The organism is Gelidibacter algens (assembly GCF_001678675.1).
GTDB lineage: Bacteria > Bacteroidota > Bacteroidia > Flavobacteriales > Flavobacteriaceae > Gelidibacter > Gelidibacter algens.
This window is the reverse complement of record NZ_LZRN01000007.1, coordinates 21,692-37,798: the sequence shown is the minus strand read 5'-3', so window position 1 is coordinate 37,798 and position 16,107 is coordinate 21,692. Positions and strand designations below refer to the sequence as shown.

The 16,107-nt window shown below is 36.7% G+C and carries 16 protein-coding genes; 14 read left to right on the top strand and 2 right to left on the bottom strand.

Annotation, left to right across the window (positions count from 1 at the left end; all coding sequences use genetic code 11):
* Positions 1-5 precede the first annotated feature (5 nt).
* Positions 6-797, bottom strand: a complete 792-nt coding sequence (locus A9996_RS04770) for an SDR family NAD(P)-dependent oxidoreductase (RefSeq protein WP_066431606.1) — start codon at positions 795-797, stop codon at positions 6-8.
* A gap of 55 nt (positions 798-852) precedes the next feature.
* Positions 853-1,722, bottom strand: a complete 870-nt coding sequence (locus A9996_RS04765; RefSeq protein WP_066431605.1) for an aldo/keto reductase — start codon at positions 1,720-1,722, stop codon at positions 853-855.
* Between the two features lie 319 nt (positions 1,723-2,041).
* Here A9996_RS04765 and A9996_RS04760 point away from each other — a divergent pair, with 319 nt between their 5' ends.
* The 14 genes from A9996_RS04760 to A9996_RS20435 all read left to right on the top strand — a co-directional run bounded on the left by A9996_RS04760 (position 2,042) and on the right by A9996_RS20435 (position 16,061).
* Entirely contained in the window at positions 2,042-3,043 is a 1,002-nt protein-coding gene (locus A9996_RS04760) for an AAA family ATPase (RefSeq protein ID WP_066431898.1), read from the top strand.
* A 130-nt stretch (positions 3,044-3,173) separates the two neighbouring features.
* Positions 3,174-4,040 carry a DUF58 domain-containing protein gene (locus A9996_RS04755; RefSeq protein WP_066431602.1) on the top strand — a complete coding sequence of 289 codons (867 nt, stop codon included), beginning with the start codon at positions 3,174-3,176 and terminating at the stop codon, positions 4,038-4,040.
* 24 nt (positions 4,041-4,064) lie between these two features.
* Positions 4,065-5,726 carry a BatD family protein gene (locus A9996_RS04750; protein WP_394337357.1) on the top strand — a complete coding sequence of 554 codons (1,662 nt, stop codon included), beginning with the start codon at positions 4,065-4,067 and terminating at the stop codon, positions 5,724-5,726.
* Entirely contained in the window at positions 5,726-6,730 is a 1,005-nt protein-coding gene (locus tag A9996_RS04745; protein ID WP_066431893.1) for a vWA domain-containing protein, read from the top strand. The genes A9996_RS04750 and A9996_RS04745 overlap by 1 nt, the downstream gene beginning before the upstream one ends.
* A gap of 83 nt (positions 6,731-6,813) precedes the next feature.
* Positions 6,814-7,851 (top strand): vWA domain-containing protein, encoded by a 1,038-nt coding sequence (locus tag A9996_RS04740; RefSeq protein ID WP_066431599.1) that lies wholly within the window; start codon positions 6,814-6,816, stop codon positions 7,849-7,851.
* Positions 7,852-8,179: 328 nt separating this feature from the next.
* Entirely contained in the window at positions 8,180-8,992 is an 813-nt protein-coding gene (locus A9996_RS04735; RefSeq protein WP_066431593.1) for a tetratricopeptide repeat protein, read from the top strand.
* A gap of 36 nt (positions 8,993-9,028) precedes the next feature.
* On the top strand, positions 9,029-9,406 hold the full coding sequence (locus A9996_RS04730) for a four helix bundle protein (RefSeq protein ID WP_066431590.1): 378 nt from the start codon (positions 9,029-9,031) through the stop codon (positions 9,404-9,406).
* 28 nt (positions 9,407-9,434) lie between these two features.
* Entirely contained in the window at positions 9,435-11,210 is a 1,776-nt protein-coding gene (locus A9996_RS04725) for a BatD family protein (protein ID WP_066431587.1), read from the top strand.
* A 1-nt stretch (position 11,211) separates the two neighbouring features.
* The gene (locus A9996_RS04720) at positions 11,212-11,970 is read left to right on the top strand and encodes a tetratricopeptide repeat protein (RefSeq protein WP_066431585.1); all 759 of its coding nucleotides are present in this window, start codon (positions 11,212-11,214) and stop codon (positions 11,968-11,970) included.
* 62 nt (positions 11,971-12,032) lie between these two features.
* Entirely contained in the window at positions 12,033-12,329 is a 297-nt protein-coding gene (locus A9996_RS04715; RefSeq protein WP_066431581.1) for a hypothetical protein, read from the top strand.
* Between the two features lie 87 nt (positions 12,330-12,416).
* Positions 12,417-14,009: a SulP family inorganic anion transporter gene (locus A9996_RS04710; protein ID WP_066431578.1), complete on the top strand. Its 1,593-nt coding sequence runs from the start codon at positions 12,417-12,419 to the stop codon at positions 14,007-14,009.
* A gap of 95 nt (positions 14,010-14,104) precedes the next feature.
* A complete protein-coding gene (locus A9996_RS04705) occupies positions 14,105-14,938 on the top strand; it encodes a universal stress protein (protein WP_066431572.1) in 834 nt (277 codons plus the stop codon).
* A gap of 37 nt (positions 14,939-14,975) precedes the next feature.
* The gene (locus tag A9996_RS04700) at positions 14,976-15,611 is read left to right on the top strand and encodes a carbonic anhydrase (protein WP_066431570.1); all 636 of its coding nucleotides are present in this window, start codon (positions 14,976-14,978) and stop codon (positions 15,609-15,611) included.
* 279 nt (positions 15,612-15,890) lie between these two features.
* Positions 15,891-16,061, top strand: coding sequence for a DUF2490 domain-containing protein (locus A9996_RS20435; protein WP_245905271.1), 171 nt, complete (start codon positions 15,891-15,893; stop codon positions 16,059-16,061).
* The last annotated feature ends 46 nt before the right edge of the window (positions 16,062-16,107 follow it).

Here is a 16,107-nt window from a genome sequence, read left to right as displayed (position 1 = left end):
ACAATTCAATTCGTTTTTTTGATGATCGTTGACGATGCCTGCGCAGTTGGTAACACCAACATATCCGCAATATTCACGTGGGCAGGTCTTGAAATAGCAAAATAAATGATGTCTGCAATATCTTCCGGTTGCAATGCTTTGAAACCTTTATAGACATTATCTGCAAGGGTATCACCTTTAAATCGAACTTGCGAAAATTCAGTTTCTACCAATCCTGGGTTGATGGCACCAACTTTTATTCCAAACGGATTCAAATCAATTCGCATCCCTTCTGTAATGGCCAAAACTGCATGTTTACTGGCGCAATACACATTCCCTTTTGGATACACTTCCTTTCCTGCGGAGGAACCAATATTAATGATCTGCCCAGTTTGACGCTCGGTCATTTGCGGAATGATGGCTCTACTGACATACAACAATCCCTTCACGTTAATGTCCATCATGGCATCCCAATCGTCAGTATCTCCCGTTTGAATAGGGTCCAATCCGTGCGCATTGCCAGCGTTATTGATTAAAATGTCAATGGTTTTAAAATTTTCTGGAAGCGACTCAATAGCTTCAAAAGTGGCTTTCTTATCGCGGACATCAAAATTTAAAGTGTGGACATCCACTTGTTTTTCTAAGTCATGTTGAATGGCATCCAAACGTTCCTGACGCCGGCCACACAAAATTAAATTGATGCCTTGTTTTGCGAATTCATGTGCTGTGGCGCGCCCAATACCACTGGTAGCTCCTGTAATTAATGCTGTTTTTCGCCCCTCTTTGTTTTCCACGAGGGGAGAATTCTTTGTATTCATATCTTAATTTTTAGTTTATAATAAGTCCCTCTCTCTGGGAAGGATTTAGGATGGCTTATGGCACTTTATGCCCTTGACAAGCCACCAAAATCAAGAACCAATCTTCTAATTCTAAATCAATCGCTACTGCTTTCACGGCGTTTTCCAAACGTTTTTTGGTAGTAGTCCCTACTACAGGATGTATTTTTGCTGGGTGTTTTAAAATCCAAGCGAGTACTAATTGATCTTCAGTAGCATTATATTTTTCCTTTAACTCATCCAACTGCTTATGGATGCGCCTGTGTTGTTCATCATCATTTTTAAATACCGTTCCCAAAGGCGACCATGCCATTGGCGTTGTTCCGTTCAATAACATATGGTCCAGACTACCATCATGCATGGCGGTATGTTGCGTTAAAGAAAATTCGATTTGGTTGACTTCAACAGCACTGTTTTTTGAAATCAAATCTATTTGTGATGGTGTAAAATTAGAAACCCCAAAACTTCTGATTTTTCCCTGATGCTTCAAAGTCTCAATGGCTTCAGAAATTTCATCGGGTTGCATTAAGGGGCTCGGTCTATGCAGCAACAAAAGGTCCAAATACTCTGTTTGTAAATGTTTCAATGACGTTTCAACAGACCAGATAATGTAGTCCTTACTGTAATCATAGTGTTTTACCGTGTTGTTTCGGTTTTCAGAAAGATACTGAATGCCACATTTACTGATCAGCTGGATGTTCTCGCGTTTAATGCGACTTTTAGTAAAGGCTTTCCCAAACTCAGCTTCCGTGGTATAAGCACCATAAATATCCGCATGATCAAAAGTGGTGATGCCCTGTTCTGTACAAAACTGCATCAAACCCACCATCTCATTTGTTGACAGTTGCTTTCCCCAACGTCCCCACGTCATGGTGCCCGCAATTATTCGGGAGTAGTTTGTGCTCATTATTGGTTTTGAAATTAAATTCATCCCTAAAAATACTTAAAACTGACAAATTGCAGTCGGATTCTGCATTAATCCTAAAATAATTTTTGGTTAGGAAATAATGTTAGCAATTTTGAAGGCTTCTAAAAAAATGTAACTTGCCAATCTAGAAGCTACAAAAACCATTTCGATTCCTTAAAATAACATTAAAAGCGTAGCTGTTATATGACTAGACCGCAACTTTTAACCAATTATTAACAGCAATCCAATAAAAATTTTAACAATTTGCACTACTCAAAAAATACACCCCTATTTGAGTCTAAAATAAATTCTAAACATGATGGAAGATACAGGTACAATTGATATCAAAAGCATTAACGAGAAAATTGAAAGAGAAAGTGCTTTTGTTGATCTGCTTACTTTTGAAATGAACAAGGTCATAGTTGGCCAAAAATACATGGTTGAACGCTTGCTGATTGGATTATTGGGACAAGGCCATATTTTGTTGGAAGGTGTGCCAGGTTTAGCAAAAACATTGGCCATTAACACCTTATCTCAAGCTATTGAGTCTACGTTCAGTAGGATACAATTTACACCAGATTTATTACCTGCAGATGTTGTTGGTACCTTAATCTATAACATGAAGGTGAATGATTTTACCATCAAAAAAGGACCGATTTTCGCAAATTTTGTCTTAGCAGATGAGATCAACAGGGCGCCCGCCAAAGTACAGTCGGCGTTGTTGGAAGCGATGCAGGAAAAGCAAGTCACCATTGGTGATGAAACCTTTATACTTGACAAACCATTTTTGGTCATGGCTACTCAAAATCCGATTGAGCAGGAAGGAACGTACCCACTGCCTGAAGCGCAAGTGGATCGTTTTATGCTGAAAACCGTTATCGATTATCCTAAAATGGACGAAGAACAACTGATCATGCGTGCCAACATGAAAGGCGCTTTTGAAAAAGTAAATGCTGTGGTTTCTGTAGAACAAATTTTAAGAGCACAGAAAACCGTTCGTGAAGTATATATGGATGAGAAAATTGAAAAATATATTCTCGATATCATCTTTGCAACGCGTTATCCTGAAAAATATAAACTTGCCGATTTAAAACCATTAATTTCCTTTGGTGCATCACCACGTGGTAGTATTAACTTAGCCGTGGCAGCAAAATGCTACGCCTTTATCAAACGCCGTGGCTATGTTATTCCTGAAGATGTCCGTGCGGTTGTGCACGATGTACTGCGCCACAGGATTGGGATTACTTACGAAGCTGAGGCGGAAAACATTACTTCTGTTGATATTATTAACAAAATAGTTAATGAAATTGAAGTACCATAAAAGCCCCCTAACCCCCGAAGGGGGAATTCTTACTCAGAATAAAGGAAGGCTAATAAAAATAACATGTCTAATATAATTTCGAATATTTTTTTAACCGCAATCAATACCCCCTTTGGGGGCTAGGGGGCATATGGATACAAAAGAGCTCTTAAAAAAAGTACGTAAAATTGAGATTAAGACACGGCGCCTGTCTAATCACATCTTTGGAGGCGAATACCATTCTACTTTCAAAGGTCGTGGGATGACTTTTAGTGAAGTGCGCCAATACCAATATGGAGATGATGTCCGTAATATTGATTGGAATGTCACGGCGCGTTACAATGAACCCCACATCAAAATATTTGAGGAAGAGCGCGAGCTGACCATGATGCTTATGGTTGATATTTCTGGTTCAGAATGGTTTGGTACTGATGAACAATTTAAAAATGAAATTATTACAGAAATTGCCGCTACCTTGGCGTTTTCAGCGACCCAAAATAATGATAAAATTGGCTTGATCCTTTTTACCGATGCTATTGAATTGTACATTCCACCTAAAAAAGGAAGGTTCCATGTCTTGCGCATTATTCGAGAATTGATAGAATTCAAACCAAAAAGCAAAAAGACAAATATTACGGAAGCCTTAAAATTTCTATCCAGTATCATGAAAAAGAAAGCCATTGTGTTTCTACTTTCTGATTTTATTGCGGATGACTATAAGCAAACCCTCAAGATTGCCGCCAATAAACATGATGTTACCGGAATACGCGTTTATGACAAGCGTGAAGAAAGCATTCCGAATTTAGGAATGGTACAAATGCAGGATGAAGAAACTGGAGAATATATGTTGGTCAATACGTCTTCAAAAAAAATCAGAACAAATTATGGCAAATATCATAATGAACGCGTCAACTATTTCAAGGAGACCTTTACAAAATCAGGTGCTGGCGTTATTGACTGCCGTGTAGATGAAAGCTATGTGACAAAATTATTGGGCTATTTTAAACACAGAGCATAATCAATGAAGAATTTAAAATTAGTAATGAAGAATTTTGATTTAAGTTATAATAAAACCTCTAATTTATCGGTCATCGGTCATCCGTCATCGGTCTACCTATCTCTTTTCTTTTTCCTCTTTTCTTTCGTCTCTTTCGCCCAAGTCAAATCCTCAATCGATTCTACAAAAATCAAGATTGGAGAACAGATTACCTATAAAATTGAAGTAGAGGCAGACACTACAGATTTGGTGGTTTTTCCGGAAGGCCAGACCTTTTCGCCTTTGGAAATGATTGAATCCTACAAAGCGGATACCACAAAAAACAATGCCAAATACAACCTCATCAAAAAATATGGCTTGACCCAATTTGATTCAGGCAGCTACACCATTCCCAGACAAAAAATCATTATAGGCACTAAAGAATATTTTACAGATTCTTTAAGGGTTGAAGTCAATACTATTCTTGTAGACTCAACCAAACAAGGACTTTATGATATTAAGCCATATATAGAGGTTGAAAAAAGTAGTAGTGATTGGTGGAAAACAGCGCTGATTGTTTTAGCAATTTTAGCTTTAATTGCCTTTTTATTGTACTGGTTTATTTGGCGTAAAAAACCGTTGACTGAAGCAGAGGAGATTGCCCTTTTACCGCCCTATGAGCGTGCTAAACTCGCACTTAAGAAATTGGATGAAACTGATTATCTGCAACAGTCTGAACTTAAAGGCTATTATTCTGAATTAACTTTTATTATAAGACGTTATTTGGATGAAAAGGTTTATGATCGGGCTTTGGAAAGCACCACTGACGAATTGGTGTACCGATTGAATTTACTGAAAGATGGCAATCAAATTGAACTGAGCAAAGAAGATATCAGAAACATTGAAACCATTTTAAAGCGCGCCGATTTGGTGAAATTCGCCAAATCAGCTCCAGATGTAGAATTGGCTAAAATTGACAGAAATACTATTGATCTTGAAATTGACCATGTCAAGCAAGCCTTACCAGAACCTACTGAAGAAGAAAAATTACTCAATCAGCAATATAAAGAAGAGCGGGAACGTAAAAATAGACGTCGTAAAATCATTATTACCGTTGCCATTTCAGTGTTTTTAATCATCGCTACCTTTGTCGGTTTTTCTGTGAAATATGGTTTTGATTATGTAAAAGACACTATTATTGGCAATGACAGCAAAGAACTTTTGGAAGGCGATTGGGTGACTAGTGATTATGGAGTTCCGCCTATATACATCACCACACCTACTGTTTTGGAGCGTGTAGAATCTAAAGCCGTTGATACCATTTCTAACGCCAAAACCACCATGTTTAGTTATGGCACGTTGCTGAGTTCTTTAAACATTCTGGTAAGCACCACAAAATTTAATGTGCCTGATTCCACAAAAATTGATTTGAATTTGGCCATTGACGGCGGCTTACAAATGCTTGAAAAAAATAATGTCAAGGATATTCTTGTCAAACGAGAGCAATTCATCACGCCTAACGCTGCTGAAGGCTTGAAGGTATTTGGTTCTGCTTCGTTTCCTAGCCCTTTGTCAGACACATACAGAAAGGGGAACTATGTGTTATTGGCGTTTACGACACAAAATATTTTGCAGCAAATAATTCTGGTTTGGGATGCTGAAGATCAGTATGCCGATGCTATTATGGATCGCGTTTTAAATTCTGTAGAACTTAAAAAGGTAGAATGATGCTGGAAGGAATTGAATTTTTAAACAAAACGTTTTTTTGGTTGTTATTAATCCTGCCAGTGCTCATCTTATGGTATGTCCTTAAACACAACAAGCAAACGGCCGAGCTTAAGATCTCTACCATAAAAGGGTTTAAAATTACCCAATCTTGGTTGCCAAAAGCAAGGCATTTGTTATTTGTTTTGAGGTTGCTGGCACTCGCTTTAGTGATTACCGCTTTGGCGCGCCCAAGAACTGTAGATGTATCTACTAAAACAAAAACCACACGAGGTATTGATATTGTGATCGCCATTGATGTTTCTGCAAGTATGCTTGCCAAAGATTTACTGCCAAACCGTTTGGAGGCACTGAAACAAGTGGCTTCAGATTTTATAAAAGGCCGACCAAATGATCGCATTGGTATTGTGGAATATGCAGGAGAAAGTTATACAAAAACCCCTATTACAAGTGATAAGGCCATTGTGTTGCGCGCGCTTAATGACATTAAGTACAACACCATAATTGAGGGCGGTACTGCCATTGGCTCTGGTTTGGCCACCTCTGTAAACAGGATTAAAGACAGCAAGGCCAAAAGTAAAGTCATTATTCTATTGACTGATGGGGTTAACAATTCTGGTTTTATAGATCCAAAAATTGCTAGTGAACTGGCCGTAGAATATGGTATTAAAGTGTATACTATAGGTATTGGAACCAACGGAATGGCCTTGTCACCTATCGGTATTCTACCTAACGGAAATTTTCAATACGGCCGTCAACAAGTAGAAATTGATGAAGCCTTACTGAAAGACATTTCAGACGTTACAGGAGGTGTCTATTTTAGAGCGACTGATAATAGAAAGTTGGCAGAAATTTACAAGGAAATCAACAAGTTGGAAAAAACTGATGTTGAAGAATTCAAATATTACAATTACCAAGAAATGTACCGTCCATTAATATTATTGGCTTTTGGACTGTTGCTTATTGAATTTTTATTACGCTCAACGTTGTTTAGAAGTTTTAATTAAAAATAGATTAAGAGTTATAGAAAAAATATCCGTGTATTCATGGTGTATCTGCCAACTGAGGACTGCGGACTGAAGACTAAAAAATGTATCAATTAGAAGAAAAAATATGGTTTTGGGGATTAATGGTCATTCCGTTGATCATGCTTGTATTTTTGCTGCTGCAATTATGGAAGCGCCGGGCGCAGCGCACATTTGCCAGCCAAACTTTATTAAAGCGCTTAAGTCCTAACACCTCACTTTTCAAATCCATTTTAAAAGTGGTGGTGCTCTCGTTTGCGTTTGCATGTTTGGTTTTGGCTTTGGTCAATCCTAAACTGGGCACCAAGTTTGAAACTATAAAACGTGAAGGCGTAGATATTGTGTTTGCGGTTGATGTTTCAAAAAGTATGCTGGCTGAAGACATTGCTCCCAATCGTTTGGAAAAATCAAAACAATTGGTCACACAAATCATAAATAATTTGGCCAGTGATCGTGTAGGCATCATAGCGTATGCGGGCAAGGCTTTTCCACAACTTCCAATTACCACCGACTATGCTGCGGCAAAAATGTTTCTCCAAAGTATGGACACAGACATGCTTTCATCTCAGGGCACCGCAATCAATGAAGCCATTGAATTGGCCAAAACTTATTATGACGATGACCAAGAGACCAACAGGATCCTTATTATTATTTCTGACGGAGAAGATCACGGTGAATTAGCAACACAAGCAGCGCAAGAAGCAAAAGAAGAAGGCATCCGCATTTTCACCATAGGTGTAGGTGACGTCAAAGGAGGTCCAATTCCAGAAAGACGAAATGGTGTTATCGTCAATTATAAAAAGGATAATAACGGTCAAACAGTGATTACCCGTTTGGATGAAAACACTTTGAAAAGTATTGCAGAAGAAACTAATGGCACTTACATTAACGGAAAAAACACCAATCAAGTGGTTGAGGAGATCCGAGATATTTTGAATAAAATCGACAAAACTGAGTTTGAAGCTAAACAATTCGCCGATTTCGAATCTCAGTTTCAATGGTTTTTGGGCGCAGCACTTTTCTTTCTGCTTATAGATGTCTTGCTTCTTGAAAGACGCACGTCATGGCTAAAACGCCTGAATTTGTTTAATGAAAACGTATAAGGCTCTTAAAACCATACGAACTTGCCTTTGACAGATGGGAGCGTTTCAAAATCGTGACTGTTGATTCGCAATTTTAGATATTGAATCCTCTCCAGTTCTTAAAATTTGCAACAGCTTGATCTCATAGCGGTTAAGAAAAAGTTAATGTCATGGTGTAAATACGTATTTTATGAAAACATTATAACCCTGATTCCATTAGTTTTTTTAGTTTTATGCGCTGTTTGAGAATGAAGAAGATAAATGGTCAGTTTGAATTGAATGAGCTTCTGATAAGCCACCACCAATTTCATGATAAGATTAAAACACAAGCCCCTAACGCTATAGAGAAATGAAATACTTAACACTTCTAATTCTTTTTTTTACATGTTTCGCTTTTTCCCAAGACGATGGGAAAGAGAAGGAACAGCTATTGGCCACTAAGAAATCCAATGATTTTGTTTATGAAGCCAACGCACTTATGGGTGATGATAATTTCATCTCTGCTGAAAAAGAATATCGCAAAGCCATTTCCAAACAACCAACTTCAGTTGCTGGCACCTATAATTTGGGTAATTCCTATTACAAAAAAGGCAACTATGAAGAGGCCTTATACAGACAGCAACAAGCTGCAAAAAATGCCTCTGATAAATCGAGCAAGCATAAGGCATTTCATAATATTGGTAATATTTTAATGAAAAACAAACAGTGCAAAGAAGCTGTAGAAGCTTACAAAAGCGCTTTAAGAAATGATCCTACAGATGATGAAACCCGTTACAATCTTGGCTTAGCAAAGGAATGTGCAGAGCAGCAAAAAGATGATCAACCTGACGAAAACCAAGATAAGGACAAAGAGAAGCAGGACGAAAACAAAGACAAGGATAAAGACAATAAAGACCAACAGGATCAGGATAATAAAGATAAAAAGGACGACCAGAAAGATCAGGACAAAAAAGATGGTGATGATCAAAAAGATCAGGAAAAACCAAAAGATGAAAAAGGGAAAGATGAAAATCAACAACAAAAGCCCCAACCTGGAAAACTGTCTCCTCAACAAATAAAAAACTTGTTGGAAGCCATGAACAATCAAGAACAGAAAGTTCAGGAAAAAATCAATGCCGACAAGCAAAAAGGCGTTAAGGTAAAAACAGAAAAAGACTGGTAGGAGTCTTTTTGATTTAAGAATAACGATTTATGATCTATGAATACAAATGATTTAGAAGATCGAGTTATAGATTTCGCAGTCTCAATAGTTAATATCGTTGAGGAAATCAAAAACAATTATTCTGGTAATTACTATGGAAACCAATTGATCAGATCTTCTGGCTCCCCAGCCCTAAATTCCGGAGAAGCTAGAAGTGCTGAATCTCATAAGGATTTTGTTCATAAAATGGGAATTTGTTTAAAGGAGTTACGAGAAAGTCATAACTGCTTAAAAATTATCTTTCGCGCAAATCTTTTTATTGGCGACAAAGAAAAAATCTTAAAGGTATTGGATGAGAATAACCCGTTAATTTCAATTTTTGTCGCAAGTATCAAAACCTCTAAAAACAACAATTCAAAAATCGTTAATCGTTAATCGTTGCTCGTTAATTTTAATTTAATAGATGAAATTAAAAACATACATATCACTATTTTTATTCCTAATCAGTACAAGTTTTGTAGCTGCCCAAGTAAAATTTGAGGCTAAAGTAAGCAAGACCAAACTGGGGATTAATGAGCGTTTGCGCGTAGATTTTGAAATGAATACAGATGGCGATAATTTCAATCCGCCGTCGTTTAGTGATTTTACCGTCGTTGGTGGCCCAAACCAATCGGTTAGCCATTCATGGGTAAATGGGGTGCGATCATTCTCCAAAACCTATAGTTATTTTTTAGCACCAAAAAAAACAGGATCCATTATCATCAATCAAGCTACTATAGAAATTGAAGGCTCTACCTATAAAACATCCCCAGTAACCGTTCAAATTACCTCAGCAGTAAACAGACCCAATGATCCTGATAATGTTGAAAATGTTGCGGATGATAACCTGCATCTGGTTGCTGAAATCTCAAATTCCAATCCTTACCTGAACGAAGCCATTACCGTGGTTTATAAATTGTATGTGTCTGAAGATATTGGGGTGAGTAATTTTAGAGAAATTGACAATCCGCGGTACAATGATTTTTGGAGCCAGAACATCGAAATAAAAAATAATCAACCTCAAAATGTCCAATTTAAAGGTCGGAATTACCGGTATTTAGCGATCAGAAAAACAGTTCTATATCCTCAAAAATCGGGCAAATTGGAAATTGAGCCCTTAAGTTTGGACATTACAGTGGAGGTGCCAACCAACAAGCGTGACTTTTTTGGTGGAAGGATGATGACGCAAGTTCATAAAACCGTATCCGCAGGAAGTAAAACATTACAAGTCAAACCGCTTCCTGAGAACGGCAAACCTGCTAATTTTACTGGCGCTGTAGGTGATTTTGATTTTAAATTGACCACTTCGAAAACTGATTTAAACGCTACGGAGTCTTTACAGGCCCGGTTGGAAGTCACAGGAAATGGAAACTTAAAACTGTTCCAATTACCTAAGTTGAGCTTACCTAGCTCATTGGAGGTATATGAGCCCGAGCATATTGAAAATATAAGGACTACATTAGAGGGCATGCAAGGCGGCATTGCGGATAACTACACCATCGTGCCTCAGTTTAAAGGAAAATATCCTATTCCCAATGTGGAGTTTTCATATTTCGATTTAAAGACAGAAACCTATAAGACAATTTCTTCAGGACAACTGATTATCAACGTTCTTGAAGGCCCTACAAATAGCACAAATTCAGACAGTAATTTTGCGGCTGTAGGCGAAGGCAAACAGCGCGTCGTTATGAATAATGACCAATTTGCTTTTATTAAAAGTGAAGCCAATCTTGAGCCAATACAATCTGAACCGTTCTTCAAATCATCTTGGTATTGGAGCTCACTGCTTTTACCGCTCATGGCGATTCCTCTGGCCTTGGTATTCCGTAAGAAAAAAGCGGAACGCGCTGCGGATGTGAAGGGCAATAAAATACGCAAAGCAGATAAGCTTGCTAAAAAATATTTAGGAGAGGCCAAAAAAGCGCTAGGCCAAAAAGAGGCCTTTTATATTGCTCTGGAAAAAGCACTTCATAACTACCTAAAAGCGAAATTGCAAATTGAAACCAGTGATTTCAGTAAGGATCATATAAAGTCACTACTCATAAAACGAGAGGTGGACAAGACCATAGTTAATGATTTTATTACGATTTTGGACAGTTGTGAACTGGCAAGATACACACCTTTTTCTGAGGTGACCATGCAGCATGATTATGACAAAGCTGCAAACACTATTTCAGTAATTGACAAACAGATTAAATAAGATGAAGAATTTTGTTTACATACTGACATTTTTAATTAGTTTCATGAGCTTTGCTCAAAACGAATCCCGTTTTGAGCAAGCAAACGATTTGTATAATAAAGGCGATTTTGAACAGGCCATTTCAAATTATGAATCTATTATTGAAGCAGGAGAACATTCGTCAGCACTGTATTTTAATTTGGCGAATGCGCATTATAAACTCAATCATATCGCTCCTAGCATTTATTATTATGAAAAGGCTTTAAAACTGTCTCCAAATGATAAGGAAATTCAAAATAACATTGCTTTTGCGCGTAATATGACCATTGATGCCATTGATCAAACACCCGAGTTTGGATTTGCTAAGCTTTCAAAAAACGTAACCAATTTATTCACGTTTGATAATTGGGCCAAATTATCAGTACTGTTGATGGTGCTTTTTGTGGTGTTCTATTTGATCTATTATTTTACCTATGGCTCTACAAAAAAACGCTTGGCGTTTATAAGTGCCATGACCTTTTTAATTCTTGCCTGTAGTTCTGTCGCCTTGGCATTCAGCAATTACAATAGGGTTGCAAATGATCAACCGGCCATTGTTTTCGCTAAACAAAGTCAAGTTAAAAGCGAACCAAACCTCAGAAGCTCTGAATCTTTCAAACTCCATGAAGGTACTAAGGTCCAGATTTTAGATTCCGTAAATAACTGGAAAAAAATCCAACTTGCCGATGGTAAAACTGGATGGATTTCAAGTGAGGATATTAGATTGTTGAATGTTTTTTAATAATTTCTTAACAAAAGAACCTATTCAATTATCTATATTTGCACCCCCACTCAAAACACAAAATGTTTAAACACCTAGTATCTGCCTTCTTTTTGATTTTATTTTTGGCGTTTATTGCGGCGCCGACAATAATACATACTGTTGACGATACTATTGACATCTCCTCTTTTTATTCAATTTCTGAAGAAGAAGAAAGAGGCCATGAGACTATTAAAAACTTTGAAATTAAACTTTCTGAGACTGAAAAGTTCTGCATTTCTATTGTTGAGCTTGAAAAAGAAAAATCATACGCATCTTACGTAAAAAACTACATTCCTTATACTATTGAGTGCGTCTCCCCTCCTCCCAAATTAAGTTAATTATATATTGATTCAGCGAATGGTATAGGCTTACAGCTTCATACTGTTCTAACTTTTTTTATCAAATTTTATAATTAACAATTTTATATGTTTAAAAATATTAAAAATGACTTACCAGCGAGTATAGTCGTGTTTTTCGTTGCTTTACCTTTATGTTTGGGGATTGCACTCGCAAGTGGCGCCCCACTTTTTTCAGGATTGATTGCAGGAATAATTGGAGGAATTGTAGTTGGAGGCTTAAGTGGCTCTAAGGTTGGCGTCAGCGGTCCTGCGGCTGGGTTGGCCGCAATTGTCTTAACTGCGATTGGCACTTTAGGAGGCTATGAAAATTTTCTTGTCGCAGTCATATTGGGAGGTGCCATACAAATCCTTTTCGGAATTTTAAAAGGTGGTATTATAGCCTATTATTTCCCCTCATCAGTCATCAAGGGAATGCTTACTGGTATTGGAATAATCATCATTCTAAAACAAATTCCAAACTTCTTTGGATACGACGAAGGATCAGCTTGGGATTTAGGATTTTTTGAAATTGATGGCGGAAACACCTTTTCAGAATTATTTGCAATGGTCAATAACATCACTCCTGGCGCTGCTCTAATCGGAATTATCAGTTTACTACTCTTGATACTTTGGGATAAGGTTTTAAGTAAAAAATCTAAAGTATTTGAAATCATTCAAGGACCATTTGTAGTTGTTGTTTTGGGTATTTTATTTTACACATTCACCAAAGGAAACGCAGCTCTTTCTCTAGTTGATAAACACATGGTTAATGTCCCTATTCCTGATGATATTTCATCCTTTGTAGGCCAATTCAGCTTTCCAAATTTTGGAGTCATAACAAACATGGAAGTGTGGATTGTGGCTTTTACCATTGCATTGGTAGCAAGTTTAGAAACACTGTTATGTGTGGAAGCCTCCGATAAATTAGACCCAGAAAAGAACGTGACACCTACCAATAGAGAATTGTTGGCACAAGGCGCAGGAAATATGATTTCGGGATTGATTGGTGGACTGCCTATAACGCAAGTTATTGTTAGAAGTTCAGCGAATATCCAATCAGGCGGAAAAACGAAACTATCCGCTATGTTTCACGGTTTTCTACTGTTAATATCTGTAATTCTTATTCCGCGTCTGCTTAATATGATTCCATTGTCTGTGTTGGCCGCAATTTTATTGGTTGTTGGTTTCAAGTTAGCAAAACCTTCCCTGTTCATGAAAATGTACAAATTAGGTTGGAAACAGTCCGTACCATTTGTGGTGACGGTTGTCGGGATTGTATTCACAGATTTACTCGTAGGAATTGGTTTAGGGCTCGGCGTTGGAATTGTGGTCATTTTAATCAAAAGTTACCAAAACTCACATTTTCTTCATATTGAAGATCAAAGTAATGGCAAACATAAAATTAAAATGTCGCTTGCAGAAGAGGTTACATTTTTTAACAAAGGTGCAATTCTTAAGGAGTTGGATAGTTTACCGAGAGATACCTATTTAGAATTTGATGTGACCAAAACACGGTATTTAGATTATGACATCATTGAAATATTAGACGATTTTGCATTCAAGGCAAAGGAAAGAAACATTGACATAAAGCTGATTTCAAAAAGAGGAATTGTGGAAAATCCAGACAGCTTTATCGAGTTCTTTAAATTAAGACCCCAGTCAAAAATAAGTCTAAGTTAAGAAATTGTGAAGTGAGCATGTTAAAAAGTAATCGTCCAGGAAAATGATTCATTGCAAACAGCATGTGACCAGTAAAAAACAATAAATAAAAACACATGAAAAACAAAAAATATAAAATAGTAGTGCTTACAGATTTGAAAGATACTTCAGGGATGACTCTAAAAAGTACTGTAAGTCTCGCAAAAATGATTGACGGAGACATCGAGCTTTTTCATGTCAAAAAGCCAACAGATGTTGTTGAGATAGACAATCAATTGTCAGCCATACGTAACATTAACGCAGAGCATTTGGCAACTGAAAGTGAAATAAAAAAGTTGATCACGCCAATTTGTAAAGAATACGGCATTGACATCAACTCTAAGTTCTCTTTTGGTAACGTGAAAACAGAACTCAGCAAATACATCCAAGAAAGTCAACCAGATATTATCGTTCTTGGGAAAAGAAAACCTAAAATGATAAAATTTTTAGGCGATGGTATTACGCATTTTGTGTTAAAAAATTATGACGGCCCCGTTATGATCGCAGCAGATGAGAATGCGTTAGAACCAAATATGGAGTTATCATTTGGCGTGCTAAATGCCGTAGAGGAAAACTTTAATATGGACTTTTCGGATGTTTTGATGAGCCATACTCAAAAACCCTTAAAGTCTTTTAAAATCATTAAAAAATCAAATTCATCAGAAGAGGTGACATCTGTGAGCAATAAAGATATGGTAGAATATGTTTTTGAACAAGGTGACAACGCTATCAATAATTTATCAAAATATCTTTCGATAAGCAATATAAATTTATTGTTTGTAGATAGAAAAGAAAACACGAACCATCCAAATTCAAATTTGATAGAATCAGAAATTCAAACTGTTATGGACAATCTCAATATCTCTCTTTTGGTAAGTAATGGAAAAATAGGCTACAATAATCCTGTTTAATCAACGCAAATAATCTTAAATTTAAAAAAAAGAAATCATGAGTAATTTTTATAAACAATTATTAGATAACAACAAAAAATGGGTCGATTCTAAATTGGAATCTGACAAAGACTATTTCATAAATCTGTCAAAAGGCCAAACTCCACCATTATTGTGGATTGGGTGTGCGGATAGTCGAGTGCCTGCAAATGAAATTATAGGCGCAAATCCAGGAGAGGTCTTTGTACATCGTAACATTGCAAACATGGTTGTGCATAGTGACATGAATATGTTAAGCGTTTTGGATTATGCTGTTAACGCACTAAAAGTAAAACATGTTATTGTTTGCGGACATTATGGTTGTGGAGGTGTCAAAGCCGCAATGGGAAATGATTCTATCGGGTTAATTGATAATTGGGTGCGTCATATTAAAGATGTATACCGTTTTCATAAAGACGAATTAGATGCCATTGAAAATGAAACAGAGCGCTTTAACAGATTTGTAGAGTTTAATGTTTCAGAGCAAGTTTTTGATTTGGCAAAGACTTCAATCGTGCAATCGGCATGGCAGAACAATCAAGAACTGCATTTACATGGTTGGGTGTATGAATTGAGTAAAGGAATTGTCAAGGATTTGTTCGTCAACATTAGCAACAATTCAGAGCTTGACGATGTATATCAACTTAATTTTTAATGAGTGGTTGCAAAGAGATTCTAAACTTTAAAATGGTAACATTGGCAATTTTGCTGATGTTGCCTTTTTATACCATCACTCAAGACATTAATTTTCGGTAATTGGAATATCTGTTTTGGAGCCAATCAATAGAAATTATTAACAATCAATAGGTAAACTAACATTTAAGGGTATTTTCCTTCAGCATCGTTATAGAAACGAACAGCGTTTCTCAAAAGAGGAAATCTAATTAAGATTTCGTTATTTCTTAGAATAAATATTCACTTGAATAAAAACAAAGTGAATAAATATTATCTTTCAGCCTACAATGAAATATTCATAAATACCGAATGTTCTGTATTCGATAGAAACAGGCTATATGGTGGTTTAGATGATCACATCAACAAAAACATTAAAATCGAGTTAGGCTATATGAATCAATTTTTGAAACCAGCAGTCGAGAGTAACTAACTCTTAGGACGTTCTTTTTTTTTAGCAATCAAAATAATGGCAAAGT